This window comes from Methanogenium marinum (assembly GCF_028912405.1).
In the GTDB taxonomy this organism is placed as follows: domain Archaea; phylum Halobacteriota; class Methanomicrobia; order Methanomicrobiales; family Methanomicrobiaceae; genus Methanogenium; species Methanogenium marinum.
The window spans coordinates 996738-1022574 of record NZ_JAKELO010000002.1 but is presented as its reverse complement, the minus strand read 5'-3'; the positions used below and the strand labels follow the sequence as shown (position 1 = coordinate 1022574).

24 protein-coding genes are annotated in these 25837 nt (G+C 50.5%); 11 read left to right on the top strand and 13 right to left on the bottom strand.

Annotated features, from left to right (window positions below):
- Window positions 1–10 precede the first annotated feature (10 nt).
- From guaA to L0665_RS05310, 5 genes are all read right to left on the bottom strand, one after another.
- A complete protein-coding gene (guaA, locus tag L0665_RS05330; RefSeq protein ID WP_274924663.1) occupies window positions 11–928 on the bottom strand; it encodes a glutamine-hydrolyzing GMP synthase in 918 nt (305 codons plus the stop codon).
- Between the two features lie 6 nt (window positions 929–934).
- The gene (locus L0665_RS05325; protein WP_274924662.1) at window positions 935–2521 is read right to left on the bottom strand and encodes a CTP synthase; all 1587 of its coding nucleotides are present in this window, start codon (window positions 2519–2521) and stop codon (window positions 935–937) included.
- A gap of 209 nt (window positions 2522–2730) precedes the next feature.
- On the bottom strand, window positions 2731–3840 hold the full coding sequence (locus L0665_RS05320; RefSeq protein WP_274924661.1) for an SPFH domain-containing protein: 1110 nt from the start codon (window positions 3838–3840) through the stop codon (window positions 2731–2733).
- Window position 3841: 1 nt separating this feature from the next.
- Window positions 3842–4291, bottom strand: a complete 450-nt coding sequence (locus L0665_RS05315; RefSeq protein ID WP_274924660.1) for an NfeD family protein — start codon at window positions 4289–4291, stop codon at window positions 3842–3844.
- A 240-nt stretch (window positions 4292–4531) separates the two neighbouring features.
- Window positions 4532–4948, bottom strand: coding sequence for a PaaI family thioesterase (locus L0665_RS05310; RefSeq protein WP_274924659.1), 417 nt, complete (start codon window positions 4946–4948; stop codon window positions 4532–4534).
- Between the two features lie 97 nt (window positions 4949–5045).
- On the opposite strand from L0665_RS05310, the gene L0665_RS05305 reads away from it, so the two are divergent.
- The 3 genes from L0665_RS05305 (at window position 5046) to L0665_RS05295 (ending at window position 7428) form a co-directional block, all read left to right on the top strand.
- Window positions 5046–5561 (top strand): DJ-1/PfpI family protein, encoded by a 516-nt coding sequence (locus tag L0665_RS05305; protein ID WP_274924658.1) that lies wholly within the window; start codon window positions 5046–5048, stop codon window positions 5559–5561.
- Window positions 5562–5566: 5 nt separating this feature from the next.
- The gene (locus L0665_RS05300) at window positions 5567–6268 is read left to right on the top strand and encodes a dolichyl-phosphate beta-glucosyltransferase (RefSeq protein WP_274924657.1); all 702 of its coding nucleotides are present in this window, start codon (window positions 5567–5569) and stop codon (window positions 6266–6268) included.
- Between the two features lie 89 nt (window positions 6269–6357).
- Window positions 6358–7428, top strand: coding sequence for an HD domain-containing protein (locus L0665_RS05295; RefSeq protein WP_274924656.1), 1071 nt, complete (start codon window positions 6358–6360; stop codon window positions 7426–7428).
- Window positions 7429–7549: 121 nt separating this feature from the next.
- Here L0665_RS05295 and L0665_RS05290 read toward each other — a convergent pair whose 3' ends face one another.
- Window positions 7550–9838 (bottom strand): efflux RND transporter permease subunit, encoded by a 2289-nt coding sequence (locus tag L0665_RS05290; RefSeq protein WP_274924655.1) that lies wholly within the window; start codon window positions 9836–9838, stop codon window positions 7550–7552.
- Window positions 9839–10061: 223 nt separating this feature from the next.
- Here L0665_RS05290 and L0665_RS05285 point away from each other — a divergent pair, with 223 nt between their 5' ends.
- Both L0665_RS05285 and L0665_RS05280 read left to right on the top strand, forming a co-directional pair.
- The gene (locus L0665_RS05285) at window positions 10062–11351 is read left to right on the top strand and encodes a COG1361 S-layer family protein (protein ID WP_274924654.1); all 1290 of its coding nucleotides are present in this window, start codon (window positions 10062–10064) and stop codon (window positions 11349–11351) included.
- Window positions 11352–11356: 5 nt separating this feature from the next.
- Window positions 11357–12703, top strand: a complete 1347-nt coding sequence (locus L0665_RS05280; RefSeq protein ID WP_274924653.1) for a COG1361 S-layer family protein — start codon at window positions 11357–11359, stop codon at window positions 12701–12703.
- Between the two features lie 123 nt (window positions 12704–12826).
- Here the strand turns inward: L0665_RS05280 and L0665_RS05275 are convergent, their stop codons facing one another.
- A complete protein-coding gene (locus tag L0665_RS05275; RefSeq protein ID WP_274924652.1) occupies window positions 12827–13060 on the bottom strand; it encodes a hypothetical protein in 234 nt (77 codons plus the stop codon).
- Between the two features lie 6 nt (window positions 13061–13066).
- Here L0665_RS05275 and L0665_RS05270 point away from each other — a divergent pair, with 6 nt between their 5' ends.
- Both L0665_RS05270 and L0665_RS05265 read left to right on the top strand, forming a co-directional pair.
- Window positions 13067–13669 carry a hypothetical protein gene (locus L0665_RS05270; RefSeq protein WP_274924651.1) on the top strand — a complete coding sequence of 201 codons (603 nt, stop codon included), beginning with the start codon at window positions 13067–13069 and terminating at the stop codon, window positions 13667–13669.
- Window positions 13670–13795: 126 nt separating this feature from the next.
- Window positions 13796–14248: a DUF6508 domain-containing protein gene (locus tag L0665_RS05265; RefSeq protein WP_274924650.1), complete on the top strand. Its 453-nt coding sequence runs from the start codon at window positions 13796–13798 to the stop codon at window positions 14246–14248.
- Between the two features lie 172 nt (window positions 14249–14420).
- Here the strand turns inward: L0665_RS05265 and L0665_RS05260 are convergent, their stop codons facing one another.
- The 3 genes from L0665_RS05260 to L0665_RS05250 are packed head-to-tail and all read right to left on the bottom strand — an operon-like array spanning window position 14421 to window position 19915.
- Entirely contained in the window at window positions 14421–16037 is a 1617-nt protein-coding gene (locus tag L0665_RS05260) for a response regulator (protein WP_274924649.1), read from the bottom strand.
- Window positions 16027–19017 carry a response regulator gene (locus L0665_RS05255; protein ID WP_274924648.1) on the bottom strand — a complete coding sequence of 997 codons (2991 nt, stop codon included), beginning with the start codon at window positions 19015–19017 and terminating at the stop codon, window positions 16027–16029. Before L0665_RS05255 ends, L0665_RS05260 begins: the two co-directional genes overlap by 11 nt.
- Complete coding sequence (locus L0665_RS05250; RefSeq protein WP_274924647.1) at window positions 19007–19915, bottom strand: CheR family methyltransferase; 909 nt, start codon at window positions 19913–19915, stop codon at window positions 19007–19009. Before L0665_RS05250 ends, L0665_RS05255 begins: the two co-directional genes overlap by 11 nt.
- A 482-nt stretch (window positions 19916–20397) precedes the next feature.
- Between L0665_RS05250 and L0665_RS05245 the strand changes: the two genes are divergently transcribed.
- From L0665_RS05245 to serS, 4 genes are all read left to right on the top strand, one after another.
- Complete coding sequence (locus L0665_RS05245) at window positions 20398–20961, top strand: hypothetical protein (protein WP_274924646.1); 564 nt, start codon at window positions 20398–20400, stop codon at window positions 20959–20961.
- Window positions 20958–21107 carry a hypothetical protein gene (locus L0665_RS05240; protein WP_274924645.1) on the top strand — a complete coding sequence of 50 codons (150 nt, stop codon included), beginning with the start codon at window positions 20958–20960 and terminating at the stop codon, window positions 21105–21107. Before L0665_RS05245 ends, L0665_RS05240 begins: the two co-directional genes overlap by 4 nt.
- On the top strand, window positions 21085–21465 hold the full coding sequence (locus L0665_RS05235) for a cupin domain-containing protein (RefSeq protein WP_274924644.1): 381 nt from the start codon (window positions 21085–21087) through the stop codon (window positions 21463–21465). The genes L0665_RS05240 and L0665_RS05235 overlap by 23 nt, the downstream gene beginning before the upstream one ends.
- Before the next feature lie 130 nt (window positions 21466–21595).
- Window positions 21596–22873: a serine--tRNA ligase gene (gene serS, locus L0665_RS05230; protein ID WP_274925723.1), complete on the top strand. Its 1278-nt coding sequence runs from the start codon at window positions 21596–21598 to the stop codon at window positions 22871–22873.
- Window positions 22874–23000: 127 nt separating this feature from the next.
- Here the strand turns inward: serS and L0665_RS05225 are convergent, their stop codons facing one another.
- From L0665_RS05225 to L0665_RS05215, 3 genes are all read right to left on the bottom strand, one after another.
- On the bottom strand, window positions 23001–23381 hold the full coding sequence (locus L0665_RS05225) for a hypothetical protein (RefSeq protein ID WP_274924643.1): 381 nt from the start codon (window positions 23379–23381) through the stop codon (window positions 23001–23003).
- Between the two features lie 182 nt (window positions 23382–23563).
- The gene (locus tag L0665_RS05220) at window positions 23564–24970 is read right to left on the bottom strand and encodes a hypothetical protein (protein WP_274924642.1); all 1407 of its coding nucleotides are present in this window, start codon (window positions 24968–24970) and stop codon (window positions 23564–23566) included.
- Window positions 24963–25691 (bottom strand): ABC transporter ATP-binding protein, encoded by a 729-nt coding sequence (locus L0665_RS05215; protein ID WP_274924641.1) that lies wholly within the window; start codon window positions 25689–25691, stop codon window positions 24963–24965. The genes L0665_RS05220 and L0665_RS05215 overlap by 8 nt, the downstream gene beginning before the upstream one ends.
- Window positions 25692–25837 lie beyond the last annotated feature (146 nt).

Genomic DNA, 25837 nt, shown 5'->3' with positions numbered 1-25837 from the left:
TTTTTTGTATTCACTCGTATTCGATTGTTGCGGGTGGCTTTGGGGTGATGTCATAGACTACCCGTGAAACACCCGGTATTTCTGCTGTTATCCGTGATGCGATGCGGTGCAGGTTTTCCCATGGGACTTCGACCGGTTCAGCAGTCATTGCATCACGTGAGTATACTGCACGGACAGCGACAATCCAGCCATGGAGGCGGATGTCTCCTTTCACACCGGTACCGAGGCCGATGACTGCTGCAAGGCACTGCCATGGGTTGAACTGTTCGACGAGTTCTTCTTCTGCGATGGCATTTGCCTCGCGGACCACGGCAATCTTCTCTTCTGTTACTTCGCCCACACAGCGGACGGCAAGGCCGGGGCCGGGGAAGGGCATCCGGTGCTGGATCTCGGTGGGCATGTTAAGGGCGCCTGCCACTTCTCTGACCTCATCTTTATAGAGATCAACGAGCGGTTCGATGACGCCCTTGAAGTTGATGTCAACGGGGAGACCGCCGACATTGTGGTGGCTTTTAATGCCGCCTTCACTTTCGATGATGTCAGGGTAGATGGTGCCCTGTAAGAGGTAGGCGGCATTTGTCTCGCGTGCTTCTCGTTCAAATACACGAATGAACTTCTCGCCGATAATTTTGCGTTTCTTTTCCGGGTCTGTAACGCCTTTCAGGGCTGAGATGAACTCCTCGCCTGCATCGACCATCTTCAGACTGATGTCACAAAAGAGTTCTTTTATCCGCTCGCTCTCACCCTTGCGCATCAGACCGGTGTCCACATAAATCGGAATCAGGCGGTCGCCTATTGCCCGCTTCGCAAGTTCTGCACAGACGGAACTGTCCACGCCGCCGGAGAGTGCCATAACGACATAGTCATCGCCGGCCTTCTGCCGGATATCCGCGATTGCTTCTTCGATAAATTTCTCTGCTTTTACCATGATTGTCTACTCCTGGTTCTGTAATTTCTGTTCACGGCATGCCTGCACAAAGCCGACATAGGGGGGTGACGGGCGGGTTGGTGTTGATTTGAATTCGGGATGGAACTGGGTCGCGAGGAAGAATGTATCCTGATTTAGTTCGCAGGTCTCCATTCGCGGGCCGCAGGTGCCGGAAAATACCAACCCTGCCTCTTCTAACTGTTCGATATATTCAGGATTCACTTCGTAGCGGTGGCGGTGCCGTTCGGTGATGGTGTCAGTGCCATAAAGTCCATGCACCCGGGTACCTCTGCGGATATCTGCGGTGCAGTTTCCAAGGCGCATCGTGCCACCCAGGTTTTCTACATCTTCTTGCTCAGGAAGAATGGCGATGACATGGGAACCGGGGCCCATCTCTTCGCTTGTCGCATCTGTGATGCCTGCCACATTGCGGGCGAACTCGATTACTGCGAGCTGGAATCCAAGACAAAGGCCGAGATAGGGCTTCTTATGTGTTCGGGCATATTCAATGGCCCGAATTTTCCCTTCAATCCCCCTTTGGCCAAATCCACCGGGTACAAGGATGCCGTCCACATCTGTGAGTTCATCGCAGGAGAACGTTTCTGCATCCAGCCACCGGATGTCCACCTCGGTTGCAAGAGCGAACCCTGCATGTTTCAGGGATTCCTTGATGGAGATATAGACATCCTCGATGCCGTATTTGCTTATGATGGCGATGGTCACACGGGCCGTGCTCTCCCGGTTGATGAGAGTGTACCAGCTGTTTTCCGGAACTTTCGCCTTCAGGTGCAACTGTTCGGTGATCACTTCTGCAAGCCCCTCTTTTTCCATCTCCATTGGTACCAGGTAGATGTCGGGTGCTGTTATTGCGCTTATTACCGCCTTCGCGGAAACATCTGTGAAGGCAGATATTTTTCTCTTTGTTGAAGCACTCATGATGCAGTCACTTCTGCCAACGATAACGTCCGGCTGAAGGCCCAGTTCCCGCAGGGCCTTCACTGAGTGCTGGGTTGGTTTGGTCTTGTGGTCACCCATATTGTCAGCAGGAACCAGGGTGACATGGACAAGAGCCATATCCTCCTTTGGAAGTTCTGCGCGCATCTCACGGACTGCCTCTAAAAATGGCATGCTTTCGATGTCACCAACCGTGCCGCCAACTTCCACCAGGCAGATCTCCGGAACCTCACCTGGACTGACCTCAATTTTCGCAGCTTCTGCGATTGAATTTCTGATCTGAGCAGTAATATGGGGGATAATCTGGACGGTTGCACCGAGATAATCTCCCCGGCGTTCTTTCTCGATTACTTCACGGTAGACCTTGCCTGTGGTAATATTATGAGTGGAAGTGAGTTCGATGTCTAAGAACCGCTCATAATTACCAAGGTCAAGGTCGACTTCGCCGCCATCTGAGAGGACATACACCTCTCCGTGCTGTCCCGGGTTCATCGTACCTGCGTCAATATTCAGGTACGGGTCTATTTTTACCGCGGTTACTGCATACCCACGGTTTTTTAGCAGACGGCCAATAGATGCGGTGGTGATGCCTTTCCCAAGGCCACTCATCACACCGCCTGTTACAACAATATATTTCACCTGATTTCCCCTTCCCGACCGGAGTTAAGAGAACCTACTGGTACTCCTTGCCTATATTATTACATGTACCCTGACTTTATCATTGAGGTTACGGGTAGTCGGTGCTATTCACAGTTAGGAGTATTGTGAACGGGTTGGTGGGACAGGAAACCTGGCGGTGCGCAGTGGGGTCTGTGAAACCGAAAAAATGGGTGAAGAAAGAGACCAGGTTATTCCCGTTCTGTGCGTGGGGGTTCCGACGGTTTGACGGTGGCATCCAGATTCACCGGAGTGGTCGGGTCTTCCAGGGTCTTTATCTTTCTCTCGATTTCTTTTACATACTCTGTGGCGTCCTCAATTCCTTCTTCTGCCGGAGATTTGCCGAGGATGGATTCGTCGAGATCAATATTCTTCCAGTCTTCATCGACGAGAATTTCTGCTTCTTCGCCGAGGAACTTTGCACTCTGTTTAATGAGGCCAGAGAGTTCGAACGGGAAGATTATCTTCGTTGCCTGTCCGTCAGCCATCTGCTTGAGGGCATCCAGAGAGAGAACAGTGATGGCTTTCCTGTCAAGCGCCCGTGACCCGAGAGAGAGGATGCGCAGACCCTGTGCCTCACCCTGTGACTGCAGGATACGGGATTTCCTGTCACCTTCCGCCCTGAGAATCTTACTCTGACGGTCCCCCTCTGCTTCGAGGATCATGGACTGGCGCTTTCCTTCCGCGGTGAGAATCGCAGATCGCTTCTCACCGTCTGCACGCAGGATTGCAGCACGGCGTTCACGTTCTGCTGCCGTCTGTTCGGTCATCGCATTCTTGACGGCACCGACCGGATCGACCTCTTTTATCTCGACCCGCTCTACTTTTACTCCCCACTGGTCAGTCTCGCGGTCGAGAATGTCACGCAGACGGGTGTTGATCATCTCACGGTTGTAGAGTATTTCATCGAGCTCCATGTCACCGATGATGCCACGCAGACTTGTCTGGGCAAGTGCAACGGTTGCCATCCGGAAGTCGGATACCTCAAAGGCGGACTTCTCCGGGTCAACCACCCGGACGTAGACGATGGCGTCAACATTTGTGGGAGAGTTATCCTTGGTGATGACTTCCTGGCGGGGGACGTCCATCACCTGTGTTCTCAGGTCAATTTTGATGATATCCGTGATGAAGGGAATCACCCAGCGAAATCCCGGGTTTAACCGGCCCTTGTACTGGCCCAGCCGTATTTCAAGCGCCTGCTGGTACGGCTGCACAATCACGACACCTTTTGCAAAGATGAGGATGATTGCGAGTACGAGAATGATGGTGAAGAGGGTGTTTCCCAAGTCAATTAATGCCATATTATTTTATTTCCTCAACGACGACGTGCACCCCTACGGATTCCACGACGCGGATTTTTTTTCCAACAGCGATACTGCCGCCGGCAGACCGGGCACTCCAGTCCACATTGCCAATGACGACCTTTCCTTTGATAGAATCCTCCTCCACAGTTATTGTTACCATGCCGGTCTTTCCTGCAAGAGAGTCCTGACTTATTGTTGAAGGCACTTTGTCCGGAGTAATCCGTGCATACAGCCACACACTCCCACCCGCGGCAACGAGGGCGGTCACAATGCCTATCAGAATGATCCAGGTAGAGCTGAATATATCCGGGAAGAGCAGTGAAACGGCACCGATGATGATGAGCGTGGTGCCGGGGACTGCGAGGAAAAATCCCGGGTTGAAGGCTTCAACCAAAAGTAATATGACCCCTATTGAGATCAGAATCCATCCAAGAGCTAATAATTCCATTATTTTACACTGCTAAATACAGGTTAGGATTGTATAAAGATAGTTGAAAAAATGCCCTTTGAAGAGTTTTTTTGAGATAGTGAAAATCCTTGTGTATTTTTGAAGGGCAGGATATTTCAATCCATTTCTCCTGCAAAAGGCGGGATGGGGATGCAATGATGGATTCTGCCTGATTACTACTGCCTAACTCCCCTGATCTGTTGGAAACTATCGCTGAATGACTGTCTGATTACTGCCGGATTACTGCTGTTGTATCACAGCGAAGGATGCAGAGGATTCAGCAAGGGTTTCACCGTCCTTTTCCGGCCGCCGAACTACGGCTTTGGTGAAGGCAACTTTCCTGCCTTTCCGGATGACGGTGCCTTCCGCAACAATTGTACCGTCCCGCACTCCCCGATAAAATGAGGTGGATTCACTGATGGTTGCGGTGATCTCTGTTTCCTTCAGGACGGTGAAGAGAGCAAGAGCCATTGCCTCGTCTGCAAGTGCGGTATATACCCCGCCCTGTAGCCATCCGTCACCGTTCATCATATCGGGCCGAATATCCATGGAGAGGACTGCATGTCCCTCACCGTATGATACAATCTCAATTCCCATCATCCGGAAGAATGGGTTTGCGTCCCGGCCTTTCAGGGATATTTCGTCGAGGTAGCTCATTATCTGTATATTTGCGGTTCTTTCCCTTATGGATTGGGCTTTCCCTGTCCAGTATCATCTGCGCAGGCTTATTATCCTGTGATACTGACCTAACTGTATGAAACTGCTCATGGTCATCGCACATGAAAAGTTCAGGGATGAGGAATATCTGATCCCTGCACAGGCCTTTGCCGAAGCAGGCATTGATTTTGATGTGGCCACTGATCAGCCGGGTTCCTGCATGGGTATGCTGGGGGAGACGGTTGAGGTGAAACAGTCCATAAAGGAGAGTGACCCCTCTCTCTATGATGGGATTGTCATCGTCGGTGGCCCAGGTGCTGCTGAGTATCTCTGGACAGATGCAGACCTGCGCCCCCTCATCCGGGCGATGCATGGAGACGGGAAAGTGGTGGCGGCGATTTGTCTTGCACCAGTTGTCCTTGCCTATGCGGGCATCCTTGAGGGTCGGCAGGCCACGGTCTTTAAGACCCGCCTCTCTGAGAAGTCATTTGCCGATAAAGGAGCAATCTTCACCGACATTCCCGTGGTTGTGGATGGCACCATTATTACCGCCAATGGGCCACTTGCTGCCACAGCATTTGCAGAAGAAGTCATTATCGCCCTCTCCTGCTAACCAGTATGAAGGTCAGTGAAGAGGACTGCACCATTGTAATTCCGGCCTACAATGAAGCGGGTCGGATTGGGGGGCTGCTGGACGGGCTTGCGGAATATCATGGGCAAATAATTGTCGTCTGTGACGGCGATGACAATACCGCAGGTGTTGTCCGTTCCTTTGCAGAGTCACACCCGTCCTGCCGGATGGAGTGCCGGGAATACAACGAGCGTCTGGGAAAGGGCGGTGGTGTCACCGCCGGACTGATGCATGCAAAGACACTGTATGCCGGATTCATGGATGCGGATGGTTCTACGACCATCCACGAGATGAAACGGCTCTTTTCTCATCTTTCCGATGCAGACGGGATCATTGGATCACGCTGGATAGAAGGCGCCTGTGTGCCGGTCAGGCAGAGCAAGGGACGGCAGGTGCAGAGCCGGTTGTTCAACCTGTTTGTCCGGCTTGTCTTTTCCCTGCCTTTCTATGACACCCAGTGCGGGGCAAAGGTATTCCGGACAAAGGCAGTGCAGGCAGTTCTGTCGTCTGTGCAGTCACAGGGGTTTGAGTTTGACGTTGAACTCCTGTGGCAGATGAAGCGGCAGGGATTTGTCATACAGGAAGTGCCCATACGCTGGGAGGACCAGCCGGATTCACGAGTTGGCAGCACGACCGGATTTGCCATGCTGAAAGGGCTTTTGAAGATACGGTTTGGACGTTTGCCATAGGGTAAAAACTGCATAAACCGGATATATACACCACAATACACCACATACAGATATTGGATTCGATACTGGATACGGAGAGATTAGGGATTATGAAAAAGAAAATTACCATTCAGTCACTTGTACCGGGAGATGTGGTTGATGACCTCTTTGTCATCAGCAATGCTGAGGTACGTGAGGGCAGACGCGGGCAGTACATCACCTGTACAATCAGTGATACAACCGGCACAATGGCGTGCAAGATATGGGGAGTTACCGGACAGAAAGGTCTTGTGAAAGGGGCCTATGATGTCATCTGTGAGGGGATGGTCCACCGGATTTCCGGGCAGGCCTCCCCCTATAATGGTGAACTGCAGATGAGTGTGAACGAAGGGATTGCCTATCTTATGGAAGGTCCCGCTGATCATACTCCGCTTGACCCGAATGACTTTGTGTTCTCACCTGCTGACTGTACCGAAAATCGTGCTGAACTTCTCCGGATGGCTGCAGACATAGAACGTCCGGAGCTGCGTTATCTGGTGGAGGATATCTTTGCGTCATATGAAGCCTTCTTTTTCGTCCCTGCCGCACGGGCGAAACACCATGCCTACCGGGGTGGTCTTGCTGAGCACACACTGGAAGTGGTCCGGTACACACAAGCCTTCCTTGCCGGTGCTGAAGGAATTTATGCCGATAGGGATGTTGCTGTTGCAGGAGCTCTTCTCCATGATGTGGGGAAGGCGGTATGTTTTGCCGAACAGGGATTCACATTCTCTCAGCTTCCGGCGTATTCCCTTCTTGGCCATATCAGTCCGGGCATCTCCATTATTAAGCAGATGGCAGAAAAATCTTCGGTGGAGGAACAGGACCTCAGTCATCTGCTCCATATTGTCCAGACTCATCACGGTCTATACAGTGACCCGAAACCCCAGACGGTGGAAGCATGGGCCGTTCATATGGCTGACAATACGAGTGCCATTCTCCATGAGGTAGCCTCAGATGTCGAAGATACCAAGCTGGGGGAGAGCCGGTTTGGAACACGGTTGAAAGGACCGGTATACCACTTCCCTGAAGTATTAGATGTAATATATAATGGCCGTGAATCACCGGGAATGCCGGAGAAGAATTCCCCCGCACCCGACGGAAAAGATGATGAAAAGTCAGACCTTTCCCAGTGGTATTAGGTCTCTTCCCTCACCCCTCTCCATTATCGGGCACAATGAAAATAGTCTCTCACAGATGTGCCTTGTAGTCTGACCATGCATATCCGGTTCACATACAGACTCTGAAAAAAAGATATTCCGGTTATTCCTGGTTGCCTGAAGAGGCAGCAGGTTTACTCTTTCCCTTCCCTTTTTTGAGCCATTTTTCTGTATCAACCATCAGGGTGAGGACCGCAGGCATGATGACAATCGCGCCTACAAGAGAGAATAATACTGCAATGACCGTTGACATGCCGAAACTGGAAACAATGGGGAAAACTGAGAGCATCAGTGCGGAAAAACCGCCTGCTGTCACAAGGCCGGAGACAGTCACCGCAGAACCTATTTTCTGCACCGATGTCCGGATGGCCTCAGAGGGGTCATCTGTGAGTTCCTTCTCCTCGGTGAACCGTTCCATGACAAGAATGGTATACTCTGCCGCAACGCCGATGGTCATTGAGCCAAGGCAGGCACTGATTGGGTTATAGTGGAGACCAATCAGGATCATGGCGACAGCATTCCAGCCGACGATGCAGATGATGGGTACCACCGGTGTGATGGCATATATTCTCCGGTAGGCAAGAATTAAAAAGAGGAATATCAGGACAAATCCGAGGTTTGTCATTGCCTCTTTGCTGGATGAGATCATGTCCATCAGGTTGGTGTAGAGGTCAAAGTCGCCTGTCGGGTAGACTTCGATGTGGGGCGGTGGTTCTGACCAGATGACATCTGCTGCAACCTGCTTTTTTAATTCGTTCTGTTCATCGATGGTCAAAATGAGGGTGGTAAAGGAGATGACCGCTTCTGTGTCGCCCATCAGGTATGGATCTTTTTCTGAATCCGGGATTGCTGCAAGGATTGCATTCAGGGTTCCCTCGTTATCCGGCATTTCACCATTGTTCTGTTTTCGTACGAGTGATGCAATACTGTCTGCTTTGGTTATTTCGTCATGTTCTGAAACAGTTCGGGTGCTGAATGTGTCGATCCATTGTATCGCATCGATACTTTTCAGGTCATCTCCACGGATGTAGAGGGGGAACGGGGTGACAGAACCCCGGACATCCTGCACCTTGTCGAGGGCAATCTGGGCGGGAAGGTCTGCGGGAGCCATGGATTTGGTGTCTGTGTCGATGGGAATTGATGGGTCAAGTGAGATGCCTGCAAAGGCAATAACTGCTGCAATAATGAGGATGGGAACTGCTGCCCGGGAAATTCGTGTGACGAGTCCCTCAAGAAAATGCGTATACCGGTTCATTATCCGCATCATCAGTGTCGGTTTCCCTTCTTTTGGGATATATCCGAAGAGTGCAGCAAGGGCAGGGAATCCAAAGAGTGCTGTCAGGTAACAGCAGGTGACACCGATGATTGAGACGACGGCAAAGGTCTTTATCATCGGCACCGGGGAGATGAACATCGCGATAAAACCCATAGAGGTGGCAAGCATTGCAAGGAGAACAGCGGGGCCGGTATTTTTCAGAGTGTCCCGTGTGGCAGCCTCCATCGTGGCACCTTCCCGCCGTTCTTCATCAAACCGTGCATGAAACTGGACAGCATAGTCAATGCCAAGCCCGAGAAGAATGGGAAACGATGCAATTGCCCCGTTATTTATCTTCACCCCCAGAAGACTCAGCAAGGCGAAGGTATAGACCAGACCGAATGTGAGGATGATAAGGGGAAGGAACCAGTGGCGCATATTGGAGAAGAGGAGGAAGAGCACAATTGCCATCAGGATGAGTGCACCCACGATGAGGACTACTCCTGACATGACCATGTCTTCCTGCAGTTCAACATTATAGGGTGTTGCCCCGGTCACATCAATGACGGTGCCGGGGGGGAGATCTGCTTCACCTGTCAGTGTTTCGAGATTGGGGAGGATGGTCTGCGAGACATCTGTTGATATGCCCTGTTTGATTGTGACGTATAATAGTCCCGTCTGGCTGTCGGGAACGAACGTTTCTCTTAGTTCATCGGGCAGAAGTGATAGTATTTCTTCTGTTACTTCCTGATTCTGCGGAATTATCCCGCCATTGAATTCTTTTAAGACATCGCCGAGCGAGTTTGTCTCTGTCACATATTCAAGGCGCTGAATCTCTTCTTCCAGTATCAGGAGGTCCTGCAGCAGCGTATAGTCTGTCGGGTCTGCCGTCTGGATGAGGAGAATATAGGTATCTGAAACGAATTGTTCATTGTATTGGTCATAACGTATCCCTGCGGGAGTTGATTTGTCCAGGTACTGGTCAGACGATGACTCAAACTGAATGCCGGTTGCAGTAAAGATTCCTGCAACAAAGAGGATAACCATGATTACAAGAACAGATCTGTGATGCTGATGTATGGCCCCCGCAAGGCTGCTGTATAGTGAAGGAATACTGATTGTTATGGTGCGCACCATCCATGTTCCCGTTAGATACTTCCTGAAATTTCGTCCCGGAAAGTATATTTCCGGATATTTATACCCGGATAATAGTATGATTCTGATTCGCCCTTAAAATAATCCTCTGAATCTGACTTCTCTTATGTAAAGACGTTTAAAGAAAACGTATAATACTGTTAGTACCGGAATGGGTGTTTTGTTCTGACAAAATAAGGTGTTCCGGTAAACGCTGGTGTATCCTATGAAACCACTATATCTCTTTGTGACTGCCGTTCTTCTTCTCCTGGTACTGGCAGTGTCCCCCGGCCTTGCGGGAGAAAAATTCTTTACCGAAGGGCCCGCCGTCTCAGTCTCAGTATCCGGGAGCAATCAGTTCAGTCCGGACGAGGATACGGAACTACCTCTTCTCGTGGAAAACAGGGGTCTTATCGATATGAAACTGATCCGTCTGGATTATCTGACTCCTGATTATCTGCCCAATACGGCACGGTCAGTGAAGGTGACCCTTCTGCCGGGAAACGCTCCTGTAACGGTGAAGTCTGACACGCAGGTGCTTGGCATTCTTCCGTCAGGGATTGTGGAGAAGGCCTCCTTTGCTATGCATGTCCCTGATGATGCTGCCTCCGGCACCTATACGATGACAGCTCATGTGGAGTATGAGTTCATGCAGTCGTATGACCAGTTGGGGATGGATTCCATCACCTATCATTTCAAAACGGTCACAGAAGATATTCCGGTGACGGTTGTTGTAACTCCCTCAGTTATCCTTGCAATAACAGATGTGGTGTCCTCTGATCTGAATGCAGGGGGTGAGGGATATGTCACGATGACCGTGAAGAATACGGGTACCGATGACGCCGCCCATTTTGCCCTGTATATTGAACCGGGCGGAAATGGCCCGCTCACACCTGTTGAGGGGAATATCTATGTCGGGGACTTCGCCGCAGGGGAGACAATTACTCCGCGGGTGAAGGTCTCGGTATCACAGGATGCGGATGAGACACAGCAGTATCCGCTGACCATCTTCGGTGTCTACAAGGACTACGAAGGGATGGATGCCATGACCAGTCCGGTTCTCATCGGGGTGGACTTTCTGGGGAAAATCACCTTTGCTGCAGTAAGTGATCCTGCGGTGGCAGAGGTGGGAACAGATAACCTGGTTCATGTGACCTATAAGAATACGGGTGCTGCAACCGCATACCAGGCACAGGGCAGAATCAGTGTCGTTGATCCATTCTCCAGCACGGATTCCAATGTATATCTCGGTGATCTGAAACCCGGAGAATCAGCAGAGGCTGTCTACCAGGTTCAGGTGGGTTCGTCTGCTACCATCAAAAAATACTCGCTGGACTCTGAAATTCGCTACAACGATGCCCTGAACAATAATTATGTCTCTGATACGGTGAAGGTCATCGTTGATGTACGGCCGGTGGATAATACCACAACGTATCTCGTTGTTGTTATTGGAATTGTGATCGTCGCAGGCGGCGGATTCTATATGTACCGCAGGAAACAGCAGGGCGGAAGGTAGGAATTGTGAGGTGTAATTGTCTTCTGCCCTCATCCGGTATGGGCAGGAAAAACAAGGGAATCGGGGGAAATCTCCTCTGTGTGATTCTCGCAGGGCTTCTTCTCTGTGCGTTTTTTGGCCCGGTTTCCGGTGCGGGAGAAGGGTTCATCCGGAGTGAACCTTCCCTCTATGCAACACTTGAGGGAACCAATGAGTTTTCTCCGGGGACAGATATCCGGCTGGATATTATCGTCGAGAATCAGGGAGTGGATAATGAAGTCCTTCGGGAACTGGAATATACTCCCTATACAATAAATCCGACCACCGCACTGGGCACGGTTGCAGGGCTTGAACCTGCGGGTGCACCTCTCTCGGTGCAGTCAGAACCGTATCTTATCGGTGATATTCAGGCGGGGTTGAGCAGTCCGTTTACGGCGTATGCTCATGTGGATGAGAATGCCCCGGCAGGGACGTATACCCTTATTGTCAGCACCAATTATCACTACGCAGCGGCCCAGTATATGCTCCCTTCCGGGGATTGGGAGTATTCCTATGAAGAAAGGACTGCCCGTCTGGAGGTGCCGGTGCGAATCAAAGGGGAGGTGAAGCCGAAGATTCTCTCTCTTGAGGCAGAAAATCTTTATCCCGGACAGACAGGGACGATTACGGTTTCTCTGGAGAATATTGGATATGCAAAAGGGACCCGTTCTGCTGCTGAACTATCTGGTATATCCGGTGTCTTCCGGCTGGTGGATGGCGGGGTATACATTGGTGATTTTGCTCCGGGTGAGGTTACTGTTGTTACTTTCACTGCATATGTGAGTGATGATGTCAGCGCAGGCACATACCCGGAAGAAGTGATGATTGCCTACGCCGGTGAAAATGGCGAATCACAGGAGTCTGTTTCTGAAAGGGTGGGCATTCCTGTTGGTGAAGGAGCGTCCTTTGCAATCGTCTCTGATCCTATTGCAATCGAGCCTGGTGAGACAAAATCTATTCAGGTGACGTTCAAAAATACGGGTGATGCACCGGTCTATGACGCACGGGCACGGATCGTGCCAAGTAAACCACTGACAGCACCGGTGGATACGGCTCTTCTTGGTGATATGGCACCGGGCGAGACGATGACTGCTGATTTCACCATTTCGCTTGAGTCCGGGGCGCTTGAAGTTCCATACGGTCTGAATACGGAGATCAAATATCGGGATGCACAGGATACCCTGATTCTGTCCGATCAGATTGTGCTGCAGGTGGACGGGAAGGCGGGAAATCCTGTCACCGATCTGTTGGTGAACCCGGTTTCTCTTGCGGTGATTGTGGGAATTGTGCTGCTGGCAGGATATTATCTGTATGCCGGCAGGCGGAAGAACTGATAGTTTCTTCTGCGTTTTCTCTATTTTTTTAGGGGAATTCCCCCTCTTTTTATTTGATATTCTTCTTGTGTTCCACTCACTTCCACCTGACTTCCACTTAGTCTTCCACTCGTTTTACGCTTATTATATGGATGAAATTGAAATCTGTGGATACTTGGCTCTCTGATCAATTTGACTTCCACTTGCCGCCGGGTCATATATACCCCCACTCACATCCACACCGGTACCGGGATTGTTGAATGATATGAGAATTGAGTGGAAGACTCCTGTACTATATGTGCATATATCTATACTAATGTCTTTTTTACAGGAATAACCATCAATATGGGCATTGTTTAATGTTCCACTTTTTGCCATATTTGAGTGGAAGTTGGGTGGAAGAGTGGAACTCTACAGTGGACATCATCTCCCGCAGGCTGTCACCGTCTGTATTGTCATCCACATCAATTTCTGACTCCAAAGAAATACCATTTCCTTCCTGCCCCACAGGAAGACGACCTCTCAAAGGGTATTCTCGAAGCAATTGACATGGACAGCTATCGGGCGGAAAAGCAGGCAGTGGTACGAATACAACTTCCGGACGAGGACGCTGAAATCAACCCGGTGCCAACAAGCGGTGGCGGACACAAACCGGAGCCTGAACTCGACCGGCTTTCAAATATCCTCAGGACCTTTAACGACCAGTTTGGCAATATTCCCTGGACCAATGGCGATCAGGTGCATAAGCTGATAACGGAAGATATTCCGGCACGTGTCCTGGCTGATACAGCCTATCAGAACGCAAAGAAAAATTCCGACAAACAGAATGCCCGTATCGAGCATGACAAAGCCCTTCTCCGGGTGATGAATGCCATATTAAAAGATGATACGGAACTGTTCAAACAGTTCATGGATAATGAATCATTCCAGAAGTGGATGAAAGACACCGTGTTTGGCCTCACGTATGAGGATAAAGCCACAGGATAATCATCTGCCCGAATTATCCGTCAGGTCTTCTCTCTGGTGCACACAAATCCGGGAATCATTTTTTCATGGTTTCACGGTATTATTTTTGATGTTCCTTTTAAGGCAATATGAGGAGATATACAATCAATGACGCAAATGAACTCATCATCGCCTTTACCACTCAAACAACGCCTCCATGTGATCGCTGCATTTCTGCCGCTCTTTGAACATCCGGGTTTCACCTTCGGGGATTGGGATGAACCGGAATATGTTGAGCCCGGTGTTACGACAATGCCGGATTTCCAGTTCTCGGGTGTTGCCTATGCGTTTATAAAAACAGCCTATGATCATGGCTGGGTGTGCACAGACTTTAACTGGCCCGACTGGGCACATTCGCCGGAAGCGGAAGGGTTACGTGATGATCCTGAAAAAATGGCCAACGCCACACAGGAACAACTCTCCCGGCTTCTTACAGTAGTGATCCGGCAGGAGCGTTTCTGTGAAGGCGCTCTTGAATCTGCCTTTGAGTCTGGTCTCTTAACCGCCATCTGCCGGCGGGCCGTCCAACTTGAATCTGTTACTGATGATGGGGATGTATGACGATGGATCTGTGCCTCTGTTTATCCCAATACTGACCCGGGTGCCGGGTAACTGCTGCCCCTCAACACCAACCGAACACGTCCCTCATGGCCTGTTCCAACGCTCAATAACGGTAAAAAAAGAGCAAGAGATGCCGAAGAATTGTTTTTTTAGGATTTTTGCCCTGGTATGGTCATGGTTTAGGAGAGGGTGATGTTTCATTATGAGACTTCCAGACCCCTACAGGAATGTGCAGTTCAAACCGAGCTCCTTCTCCCGGCGTTCCGGTTTCACAGACGCTAATACCAGTAATCCCCAGAATTTCCGAGCAGAAGAAGAGTCCCAGCCCGGTCCCTTTTCCCACGCCCCGTTCGAAGATCTGTTCTTTCATATCATCTGGTATTCCAATGCCGTCGTCCTCAACTACAAGAATACCTTTTCGGCCATTCTGGTGAAATGAGACGGTAATCCTGCTGATCTGACCCCCATGCTGCTCGGCGTTTTGAAACAGGTTGGAGAATACGTTGTTCAGCATCATGTCGGCATACACTTCGATGGCATCAATTGAAGGGTCAACGGTGACCGGAATATCTGTTGTTTGCCGGGTCATTTCAACAACAGTCCCGGCAGACTGCCACACGGGTTTTCTCGCACCAAGACCCTCGTAGCTACGGGTAAACGTAATAAGACGACTTATTGTTTCCTTTGCTGATTCGCATCTGGCAATATCCACATCGATCGGGGCCCCCTCCTCTCTTTTTATCCGGATGAGATCCAGACTTCCGGCAAGTACCATGACCTGGTTTAAAATATCGTGCCGGGTTATGTTGGTGAGGAGGTGGAGTTTCCTGTTTACCTCCCGGAGGGCATCCTGATACTGGTGCAGTTCGGTTATGTCACTGATGGCAACAATACAATGACACTCATTATTTTCTGATTGAATACCCTTGCCAAAAAAGTGCAAATGCCGTGGATCTGAGAGCAATGTGTGGCCCGAACGAGAGATGAATTCTGAGATCTTCTTTGTTTCTTTATTACAGCACTCGATATAATACATGTTAAAGGCAGCAAGAGTTTCCTGGTCCAGAAACATGGCGAGACGCCTTCCGGTCAGGTAATCCGGGGTGGTGCCAAAGAGTTCGGCGGCACGGTGGTTGCACTGAATAATCATGGTGTTTGGGCCGATTACCAGATATCCGACCGGTGCTATATCAAAGAGTGTCTGATACTCCTGCCGGAGTTCGTCTGTTGCCTGCCTTGCGTTGATGAGTTTTTTGTTCTGCAGTTCCAGTTCGGTCTGATGAACCTGTAGTTCCTGCTCGACTCTTCTGCGTTCTGCCAGTTCCTCCTTGAGCTCGGCGGTCCGCATCTCAACGATTCTGGCAAGGTACTTCTTCTCGTCCAGTTCCCGAACGTTTGCCGCCTTGATCTTCATCATGGCCCGGATCTGGGCGATGAACTCCGCATCATCAAAGGGTTTGGATATGAAGGCCTCCCCTCCCAAATCCAGTGCCCGTATACGGCTCTTCCGGTCACCCCGGAGTGCGGTGAGGAAGACCACCGGTATGTGCCGGAGCTCCTTGTCCTGCTTCAATATCATGCAGACCTCAAAACCGTCCATGACTGGCATGACAATATCAAGGAGGATGAGATCCGGATTGTGTTCACGTGCCAGTTCGATGCCTTTCTTTCCATTCTGCGCCGTAAAAACCCGGGCACGAGGAAAGGCATCGATTACAAAGGCTTTCAATGCCACAAGGTTGTCGCTGATGTCATCTATGGCGACGATGGTCGGGTCCTTATGCTCCATAGAGGGTCCTCCAGATGGTCTGTTCCAGCAGTTCCGCGTCCACCGGCTTGGAGAGGTAGCCATCGAAGCCGCGGGAGAGGATGTCCGCCCGGTCACCTTTCATCGCCCGGGCGGTCAGGGCGATAACCGGGATGTGCCGGAGTTCCTCGTCCTGCTTCAATGTCCTGCAGACCTCGAACCCGTCTTTGCCCGGAAGTGAGATGTCGAGTAAAACCAGATCAGGCTTCTCTCTTCGTGCCATATCGATGCCGGACTGGCCGTCAGCAGCCCCGATGGGGGTGTAGTGTTCACGGAGCAGGGCTTTTGCCGTCATCATGTTGTCCGGGTTGTCCTCCACGATGAGGATGACCGGCCGATCCCGAACCCCGTGCCGGGGAGATTGTGCGGGCTTCTGGCTCATCTGTTCCAGGGGTTCTGAAACCATCCTCCCCACCGTTCCGAGGAGGCTCTTACGGTCGATATCCCCTTTCTGGATGAGCTGGTGGATGCCGTTCCCCTCCAAAAACGAGAGCTCCTCTTTCGTGATGTGCTTTGCTGTCAGGATGAGCACCGGGATGCGAACGGGCTGATCGCCGCTCCGGAGCATCCGCAGGACGGTAAAGCCGTCCACCTCGGGCATCATCAGGTCGAGGATCATCGCGTCCGGCAGTTCATTATTGATCTCTTCCAGTGCTTCCTTCCCGTTCCGTGCGACCCTGATGCGGTAGCCTTCCTCTTCCAACAGGTCCTTTATCTGGATGATGGCCGGTTCGCTGTCTTCCACGATGAGGATGGTTTTTCCCGCACCGGGGTGTTCAACGGGGTGGTAGGGAGTTTCGCTGTGCCCGCTGACCTCCCACTCGGCAGCCCCGTGGGTTTCGGGGATGGGCAGGGTGATCGTCAGCGGGAGTATGAGGGTAAATGTCGATCCCTTCCCGGGTGTACTCTCAACCGCGATGCTTCCGGAGAGGAGGGTAGCGTATTTATTGGCAATTGCGAGCCCGAGACCACTCCCGCCATACTGGCGTGCAACTCTCTCATCAGCCTGCCTGAACTCGTCGAAGATGATGTTGATCTGGTCTTCTGAGATGCCGATGCCGGTGTCTGTGACCGAGATGTGCACCTCGTCGTCTGCGACTATGGCCGAGACTGTCACTTCGCCCTCTTCGGTGAACTTGACGGCATTTGCCACCAGGTTCTCGAGGATATGCTGACACTTGGCAAAGTCACTGGTCATGAGGGGGAGATCCGGGTTCACCAGATTCTGCAGAGCGATTCCCTTCTCCACTGCCTGTGGGCCGATCCGTTCCTCGGCCATGTTGCAAAGCTCCAGCACCGGAAATGTCCTGAGGCTGATAAATTCCCGGCCGGACTCGATCCGGGCGATGTCCAGGATATCGTTGATCAGTGCCAGGAGGTGCCTGCCATTACGCAGGATCACATCGATGTAACTGTACTCCTCTTCGGGGATGGTACCCCGGAGCCGGCGGTTCAGGACCCCGGAGAGTGCGATCACCGAGTTGAGCGGGGTCCGGAGCTCGTGGCTCATGTTCGAGAGGAAGACTGTCTTTGCCCGGTTTGCCTCGTCCAGCTGCTTCTTCTGCATGTCGAGCTCGATGTTATGCTCACGCAGTTCGTCTGCCTGGAGTGCGAGCTCCCGTGACTTCTCGTTCAGTTCCCGGTTTTGCTCTTCGAGGGTCTCTGTAAACGCCTGGATCTTCTGGAACGCCAGCAATCCGTTTAACCGGGCGGTTATGAGGCCCCAGATGTCATCGATGTGTTGGAGTGCCGTTGCCGGATAGGCCCGGACGCTTGCAAGCGAGATGATGGCAACGACCTCTGTTCCGGAGAGGACGGGGATGGTGAGAATATCCTTTGGCCGGATATCGCCGCTCGCGGTAGAGAGGGTAAATACTGTGTCCTCCGGGATGTCAGTGATGTGCTGGATCTGCCGGGTGGCGAGGGCTGCGCCGAACTCCCCCTCGTACATGGTGGCAGAGAAGGACGGGCGGGCTGATGCAGAAAGTCCGATGGACTCAAAGAGCGAAAACTCTGTTTTTTGGGCGTTTATAAGGTAGATGGCGCCCACCTGCGAGTCGGTGTACTGCATCAGCACGACCAGAATATCGCGGCAGAACGGCTCTAACTTATCTTCATGGAGGCTGATCGCAGCGATACCGGTGGCGATACCGGTGGCGTTCTCCCTCGCCTGCAGCTCGGTTTGGAGCGTATCAGCAAGGGTGTTGAAGGAGGTGGCGAGCGCCCCCATCTCGTTTGGGGAGACAATCCGGCTGCGGGCACTGTAGTCCCCATGCTGGTACCGTTCGCTGACACCGGTCAGTTCCAGCAGTGGGTCCCGCACTGCTTTCAGCAGGGCGTAACTGATAACGAAGAAGAGCAGGAGAGTGACGGCTAAGAGGGCCGCGAGCTGCACGGTCTGTTCATCTTTATGCTGCTGTGCGGACTGGTATAACTCATCGGCTTTCATTAGGGCGGAATCGCCGATGATCAGGCCATCCCCTATCATCTTCTCGATCAGGGCGCCCTCAACACCGGTACTTTTTGTCCGGCTCGCCGCTTCAGCAGTTTTTCCTTCCCGCAGCAACCGGATGGTCTCGCCGCGGATGGTGTTCCACTGGACAAAATCAGTATATACAGTATCGATGTCGGACCGGGAACCAAGGTAGCGGTCATACAGGATATCAAACTGTTGTAAGGCATCTGCCTCGTCGGCACTGATCCCCTGGAGGATTTCCTCCTGTTCCTGCTCATTCTCCGTCAGGAACAGGTTTTTCATCCCCCGGTCCATCCTGAGGATGTCTGCCTCGAGTGCGCCCGCCGCCCTCCTGACCTTGAGCGGGTGTTCGTAGAGGTCTGACGTATCCTCCCACAGGCTCTCCTCCTGCACCACGGCCGTTGCGCCAAGCAGGACAGCCATCGCGGTGATGATACCAACCCCGATCATCAGTTGTGTGCCGATCTTCAGATCCTTAAACGCCATGTTCTGCCTCCTGTCTGCATGATTCCGCTGTTCCCGCCCCGGTTCTCTGTTCTGTCTTCATATGCGTCCTGCTACTCTTCCGGTACACTGCCGCCGACCGGAAGACTGGGTATATGTTGTCTAACTGCTCAACCATCTCCCGCTCAGCTTCCCCGGTCACGAGATACCCTCCCGGAACCAGGGAATGGTTCAGCTTTTCAAGGATGGACTGCCGGACCTCCGGCCGATAATAGAAGAGCAGGTTGGCGCAAAAAATAAGATCAAAGCCCCCGTAGATGCTCGTCGGGGGGCTGATGGAGTGCTCGTCCAGCAGGTCGTACCGGGAAAAATCGATATGGTCCTGAAGTCGCGGGATGACTGTATAGGTATCCCCGCGTGAATGGAAGTAGGTGTGAAGATGCTTCAGGTGTACATTCTGCACCCGTGCCGCATCGTAGACGCCGCTTTTTGCGTGTGCGAGTTCATCTTCCGAGATGTCGGTGGCAAAGATCTGGTATGGGGCGGGATGTTCTGATGCCGTGGCCCGTTCATTGAGCAGGATTGCTATAGAATACGCCTCCTCTCCTGCAGCACACCCGGCAGACCAGACTCGGATGCCACGCCCCTCTGCCCCCTGCCGCTCCATCAAAAGGGAGGGCAGCACAAGGGATTCAAGCAGGGCAAAGGTGAGGGGGTTTCTGAAGAATTCGCTGTGGGTGTTCTGCAGAGAGCGGGAGAGTGCGCCTGCCTCCTCCCGGTGCTCTGACAGGTACGTACAGTATTCATCAATTGTCGCAGATGAAGTCTCGATACACCGTGTTTCAAGCGATTTGGAAAGGACCGACTCGTCATAGCACGAGAGATCTGTCCCATACGCTCTGCTCATCACGGTGATTACTTTCTGCAGATCTGTTTTCATGTTACAATCTTGGATTTTCCCTCTTTTCCTGCCTGCTCCAAGAGGGAGTTCATCTACTGGTTTTCACTCGATCATCCGCAGTTCCCGGCTGACTGCATTCCCTGTCGTCTATATAGTGATTTTGGTAATCCGGCTTTAAGTATTTTTTGGGAATTACCTGCTATATTATATCAGATGGTTCCATTTGTCCCGTAATTAGCATTTAATGGGGCCTACGCCGCTTTTCTATCAGTTTCTCAAGACTGGCAGCGGCTCTGGTGATCAGGAGTTCCGGCCTGCTCACCTTGAATCTGTTACTGATGAAGTGGATGTATGACACCGGGAGTGATTCTGATTTCGGTAAGACTCCGATGTGGTGGGAAATAAAATGAATGGAATCATTATGATTTATCACCTCATATTTTGCCAATATTTAATATTATGTGTGAATTTGGGATTAAATTGCAAATTTATATCCTCATGTATGCCAAAAACAGTTTATAATGGATGATTCGGGGGTATCAGAGAATATCGGCAGTATTCTCATGATATTTGTTCTGGTGGTACTGGCCGGAGTGGTTTTTGTATATGTGATGGATATCGGAGGAAACAATGCTGTCGCTGGCTACACTCCCCAGTATGCCATTGTGAATGCTGAAGTTGTGCCTGGACTTTCAGCGCTTGACACGTGGAATGCTGATTCTATAAAAATAACGTTCTCTTTCGGAAATGAACTCGACCTGCAGTATGAGGAAGGGGTGTATGCCGGCACAGAAGGCATCAAGTTCATGCTTATTGACCCGGATGGTGGGTCACATGAGGCAATGCAGTCAATAACCATGAAAGGGCAGAAGATACGACCGGGCGACACATTTTACTACTTTACTGTATCATCCGGTATCAACGGTCAGTATTATATCACCAATGACTACACACGAATTGACGATAAGAGCACCTGGGGGAGTGGATGGTCATACCTGAAACCCTTTGCAGCAGGGACATGGCGGGTTCAGATAGCAGATGACAATCTTGGAGTAATTATTGCAGATGAGGAGGTGGTGGTATGATGGATGATTCTGGTGTGTCAGAATTTATTTCCTCAATGCTAATTGTTTTTCTGGTAATCGCTGCTGCCATCATCCCGCAGGGGAGTACCTTTTATTTCATGACCACTGTCAATAGTTCCGTGTATGATACTCAGACACGCAGATGAGGTACCCCCGGAAGAAATTAAAAAACCCGGATTTTCCAACATAAAGGTCCGGTTTCTCCTGACTGCTGCCGATGACAATCCGCAGTCTGCCCTCTGGATTCTGGAATATGGTCCGGGGGGGTCAACCGACTGGCACCGGCACCAGGAAGAACACGCGATATACCTGCTTGAAGGAGAAGGGGTTGTTGTCGGTGATGACAAGGATGAAGTTCCAATCCATGCAGGCGATGTAGTCTATACCCGTCCCTGCGAGAATCACATGATCATGAATACCGGGACGGACGTGCTGAAGATGATCTGCGCTGTCCCCATTCTCTCCGGAAAGACCGGAAGGAAGACTTCGCCGTGTGATGAATAGGTGAGAGGTATTTTGGTATTTTCCCTTTTTTTGTCAGATTTCTCTCTGTGAATACTGAAGGTTCTGATTGCAGTTGTTGACAGGCGCTCGTAACAATAATCCCCTATGATGGGCATAAATGAATGAACTTATGCTTGAACTAAAATTTATTCGAAACAACCCGGATGTCGTCAGGGCTGATCTCACGAAGAGGGGTGATGTGGAAAAGCTCGCCTGGATTGATGATCTCTTAGAAAAGGATGTCCAGTCGCGTGAGATGCAGATTGAAATTAACACCATGCGAAACCGGCGCAATATCATCAGCCGGGATATTAAGGAAGCAAAAAAGGCTAAGCAGGACATCTCCGGATTTCTTGAAGAAGCGAAATCCCTGCCTGCTAAAATAAAGGAAGCAGAAGCCGAAATTGAGGAGATAAACAAGAAAATAAAATTCTACCAGATGCGGATCCCCAATCTCCTCCACGAGAGTGTTCCGGTCGGTGCGGACGATACTGAGAATGCAGAGATCAAAAGATGGGGTGAACCTGTTGTTCCTTCATTCCAACTGAAAAACCACGGTGAGCTTGCGGTTGAAAAGGGCCTCGCGGAGTTTGAGAGGGCGGCAAAAATTTCCGGTGCGGGATTTTATATGCTGAAAGGAAACCTTGCGCTCATGGACCTTGCACTCCAGCGTCTTGCCCTTGACGTCCTTGGTGAACGTGGGTATACGCCGGTCATCCCGCCCTATATGATGAACCGTGCTGCGTATGAGGGTGTCACTGATCTCGGTGATTTTGAGAATGTGATGTATGCCATTGACGGTGAGGACGAGTTTTTAATCGCCACAAGCGAGCATCCCATGGCTGCGATGTACATGGACGAGATCTTTGATGAGAAAGATCTCCCACTCAGACTGGCAGGTGTCAGCCCCTGTTTCCGGCGTGAAATCGGCTCACATGGGATTGATACCCGTGGACTCTTCCGGGTTCACCAGTTCAACAAGGTTGAGCAGTTTGTCTACTGCAAACCGGAGGATTCATGGGCACTGCATGAGGAACTTCTCAAAAACTCAGAGGATATTTTCCAGATGCTCGGTCTCCCCTACCGGGTGGTAAACATCTGTACCGGAGATATCGGGACTGTTGCCGCGAAGAAATATGATATGGAGGTCTGGATGCCGCGTGAGGAGGCATACCGTGAGGTTGTTTCATGCTCTAACTGTACGGCATACCAGTCGGTGCGGCTGAATATCCGTGCGAGAGACGCACATGATTTCGAGAATAAGTATCCCCTCCATACATTAAACAGCACGGCGGTTGCAACAACACGAACAATTCGTGCAATTATGGAAAATTACCAGGAAGAGGACGGAACGGTTGTTATTCCTGAAGTCCTGCGGCCCTACATGAACGGGGCAGAGACCCTCTAATACTTTTTTAGATCCTTTTGAAGGGCATAAAAAGGTTCATAATAAATTGTTCAATCGTTTTAATACCCCATACATTTTCTAAAAAGATTCGCGGACACCCGAACAGATGTGGCAAGACTCCTCAGGATCAGGATCGTGCAATCAGCATGCTGTAATAACTCCCGTTCCAGTACATAGCTTTGTATTTGTGGCCGCCTTCAATGCAGTCTTCAACGGAGTATTTCGACCGAATCTCGTCAATTGCCTTTCCCTGAACACGAACCGAACTTATAAATTCCCCGCCATCCCGATCGATATTTTCAAACAATTCCCTCAGCTGGGGATATCTCTTAAAATCGTCCTCTGATACTTCTACTATTTCGGATGTTATATTGTCTCCCGGGGTTTCGCTAAGATAGATGGTTCCTCCCAGATCCTGAGATACAAAATACAAACCGATGAACAATACCGATACGATCACAATTAGTATTATACCGGCAGCCAACGCCAGTTTTTTAAATATTCCCATGTAATCCGTCTCCAATTATTGGTGTTTCTTGTTTCTCTCTCTCTCTTTCAACTGACGGGCATGTCCCCCAGGCTGAAAACAATACACATGTATCAGACAGTCTCTATTTTGTTCATGCTATATGTCTGTTCTGAAAATAGTTATAAAATAAAATTATGTGTTTGAAATATGATTTTTATCATCTAAAATCCTGTAAATTCAGCGTTGTCCCACTTCTTAAAACCGCTTTGTATGAAGTACCATGAAGGAATCAGGAGGAAAATCCCCGCAAAGGCGAAGAGCGGACTCGCAAAGGTAAGGGCGATGAGAATGAGTACTGGCGGCCCGATGAGAAGCATGTAGGTCAGAAAAACTCTGGCGTTATAGATAAGCGTGGTGGGAGAGAGGCCGCATAACCGTACAAGGACAGAGAGTGCATAAAAGGAGATGCAAAGAGAAATTACCAGTGCATGGGGGATGTATGCAGCAGTGCCTGAAAAAAGGGCAACACAGGCAAGAAATATAACCGGAACTACCTGAAGCACGGTGAATGATTCTATTTTTGCTTTGATAACAGACGATACCCGGAGGGGCAGGAACATATACGACGCTATTGCATCGAATTCGGTCAGCCAGGTGTACATGGTCGAGGATATAACGCCGGTAACTACTGCAAACATCAATAACACCAAATCTTCCGGCAGGAATCCTCCCATGAGAGAAAGAATCAGCCATATAATGCCCAGTGGCAGAATAAATGAGAACAGGGTCTGCCCGACTCCGATACCACTCCGGTAGAGATCGATGAAATCTTTTGCAACAAGATCATGTTCCGGCAGCATGTCAAGTCTTTTCGAAAGCAGGGGGTGTCGGTTTTTGTAGTGTTTTTCCGCACTCTGGTATTCTGAGGTAAAGAAGATCATCGAGAGGGCAAAAAGGACGAGAATGACACCTAAGGCTACTGCAAGGCTTCCTGCTGAGAACGAATAAAAGACTGCGAGCGGGGGGAAAAGAGCGGTTGCCCCTCCGTTAAATCCGAATACGAACAACCCGGCCGAAACTGCCATGATTGCAATAATACCTCCAAACGCTGCCTTGTTACGGGAATATCCTGCTGATAACAGAAACACGGCACACAGTCCGGTGAGAAAGGAGAGGGTGAGCGTTAATAGGGTCAGAAGCGGATAATAGAGGCTCATTCCCATCAGCGGTGCAGCCAGAATAAATCCCATGCAGAAGGGCAATACCCAGAGAATGAAGTAATACACGATGTCTTTGATAACGAAATTCAGAAAAATCCGTTTTTCCGTGACCGGAAGGCTGCGTGCCGAATAGGCAATAAGGCTTGCCTGCCCGAACCTGCGGTTCATTATTTCTTTACCAAGGAGACCGAATGAGCCGACCATTATTCCCAGAAGGGCAAAGTTGCCGTGCATCAGGAATACCAGGACGGATACGTCCATCACGCTACCAATGAAGGGCAGCAAAAATGCGCCCATAAAGGCGATTCCAAATATCAGCACCGGAAACAGGGCAAAATTCAGACTGCCAAACAGCGTTGAATGCATCCGCCATTCTTCTTTGAACATGCTGGTGAACATTTCAAACATTCTTGTTTCCCCGTTCAACAAGGTCCATGAAAAAATCATCCAGATGAATGTTTTTTTCTGTCAGTTCACGCACCGTTCCCGTGTGCAGCAGTTTTCCCTTATGGAGGATGGCAAAGTCGGTACAGATTTCCTCTGCAATTTCAAGGATATGGGTTGAGAGGAAGATGGTTTTGCCGGACTGCACATAGTCTGTCAAAAACTGCTTCACCTTTCTCTGCATGATGGGATCGAGGTTAATCAGGGGTTCATCTATCAGTGCAAGCTCTGGTGAGTGAAGGAATGCCTGGGCAAACATCAGTTTCTGCCGTGTTCCCCGCGAGAGATCCTTGCAGAGGACATCTCGTTTGTCACCGAAGTCAAGATACTCAAACCACCATTGCGACTTTTCTTCAATACCTTCGATATTCCGTATTTTTCCGACGAATGCGAGATACTCAACTGACGTCAGAAAACTCGGGGGGGTTTCCTGTTCGGGGATGATTCCGACCGCTTCTCTGACCGCTACCGGTTCTTTGGAAGGGTCAATGTCAAGCACCTCTGCAGTCCCGGAAGATGGCTTCATCTGTCCGGTGAGCATCTTAATCATCGTTGTCTTTCCCGAGCCGTTCTGTCCTAAAAGCCCGAACAGACTGCCCTTTTCAACAGAAAGAGAGACTGTATCAACTGCTCTCAGGTCTCCAAAAAGTTTGGTATAGGTATTGGTTTTGATGACAGGCGGCATGAATATCTCCGGTAATGATAGGTATCTCAGATAAAATGGAATATATAGGTGCTGATAAACGCATGCGGTGGCAGAATAATTCGAAAATAAGCCCAATAGCCGAATTGTCACAGATATATGTCCAAAATTAAATGCATCCTCAAACA

Bases quoted from the DNA above. Each gene is read 5' to 3' on its own strand.
- L0665_RS05215 (WP_274924641.1), bottom strand. From the start codon at position 25,691: ATGCCGCCTGTCATCAAAACCAATACCTATACCAAACTTTTTGGAGAC.
- L0665_RS05290 (WP_274924655.1), bottom strand. From the start codon at position 9,838: ATGGTGCGCACCATAACAATCAGTATTCCTTCACTATACAGCAGCCTT.
- L0665_RS05285 (WP_274924654.1), top strand. From the start codon at position 10,062: ATGAAACCACTATATCTCTTTGTGACTGCCGTTCTTCTTCTCCTGGTA.
- L0665_RS05220 (WP_274924642.1), bottom strand. From the start codon at position 24,970: ATGTTTGAAATGTTCACCAGCATGTTCAAAGAAGAATGGCGGATGCAT.
- L0665_RS05245 (WP_274924646.1), top strand. From the start codon at position 20,398: ATGGATGATTCGGGGGTATCAGAGAATATCGGCAGTATTCTCATGATA.
- L0665_RS05305 (WP_274924658.1), top strand. From the start codon at position 5,046: ATGAAACTGCTCATGGTCATCGCACATGAAAAGTTCAGGGATGAGGAA.
- L0665_RS05250 (WP_274924647.1), bottom strand. From the start codon at position 19,915: ATGAAAACAGATCTGCAGAAAGTAATCACCGTGATGAGCAGAGCGTAT.
- L0665_RS05255 (WP_274924648.1), bottom strand. From the start codon at position 19,017: ATGGCGTTTAAGGATCTGAAGATCGGCACACAACTGATGATCGGGGTT.
- L0665_RS05295 (WP_274924656.1), top strand. From the start codon at position 6,358: ATGAAAAAGAAAATTACCATTCAGTCACTTGTACCGGGAGATGTGGTT.
- guaA (WP_274924663.1), bottom strand. From the start codon at position 928: ATGGTAAAAGCAGAGAAATTTATCGAAGAAGCAATCGCGGATATCCGG.
- L0665_RS05320 (WP_274924661.1), bottom strand. From the start codon at position 3,840: ATGGCATTAATTGACTTGGGAAACACCCTCTTCACCATCATTCTCGTA.
- L0665_RS05275 (WP_274924652.1), bottom strand. From the start codon at position 13,060: ATGGCAAAAAGTGGAACATTAAACAATGCCCATATTGATGGTTATTCC.
- L0665_RS05225 (WP_274924643.1), bottom strand. From the start codon at position 23,381: ATGGGAATATTTAAAAAACTGGCGTTGGCTGCCGGTATAATACTAATT.
- L0665_RS05240 (WP_274924645.1), top strand. From the start codon at position 20,958: ATGATGGATGATTCTGGTGTGTCAGAATTTATTTCCTCAATGCTAATT.
- L0665_RS05310 (WP_274924659.1), bottom strand. From the start codon at position 4,948: ATGAGCTACCTCGACGAAATATCCCTGAAAGGCCGGGACGCAAACCCA.
- L0665_RS05260 (WP_274924649.1), bottom strand. From the start codon at position 16,037: ATGGAGCATAAGGACCCGACCATCGTCGCCATAGATGACATCAGCGAC.
- L0665_RS05235 (WP_274924644.1), top strand. From the start codon at position 21,085: ATGATACTCAGACACGCAGATGAGGTACCCCCGGAAGAAATTAAAAAA.
- L0665_RS05300 (WP_274924657.1), top strand. From the start codon at position 5,567: ATGAAGGTCAGTGAAGAGGACTGCACCATTGTAATTCCGGCCTACAAT.
- L0665_RS05315 (WP_274924660.1), bottom strand. From the start codon at position 4,291: ATGGAATTATTAGCTCTTGGATGGATTCTGATCTCAATAGGGGTCATA.
- serS (WP_274925723.1), top strand. From the start codon at position 21,596: ATGCTTGAACTAAAATTTATTCGAAACAACCCGGATGTCGTCAGGGCT.
- L0665_RS05265 (WP_274924650.1), top strand. From the start codon at position 13,796: ATGACGCAAATGAACTCATCATCGCCTTTACCACTCAAACAACGCCTC.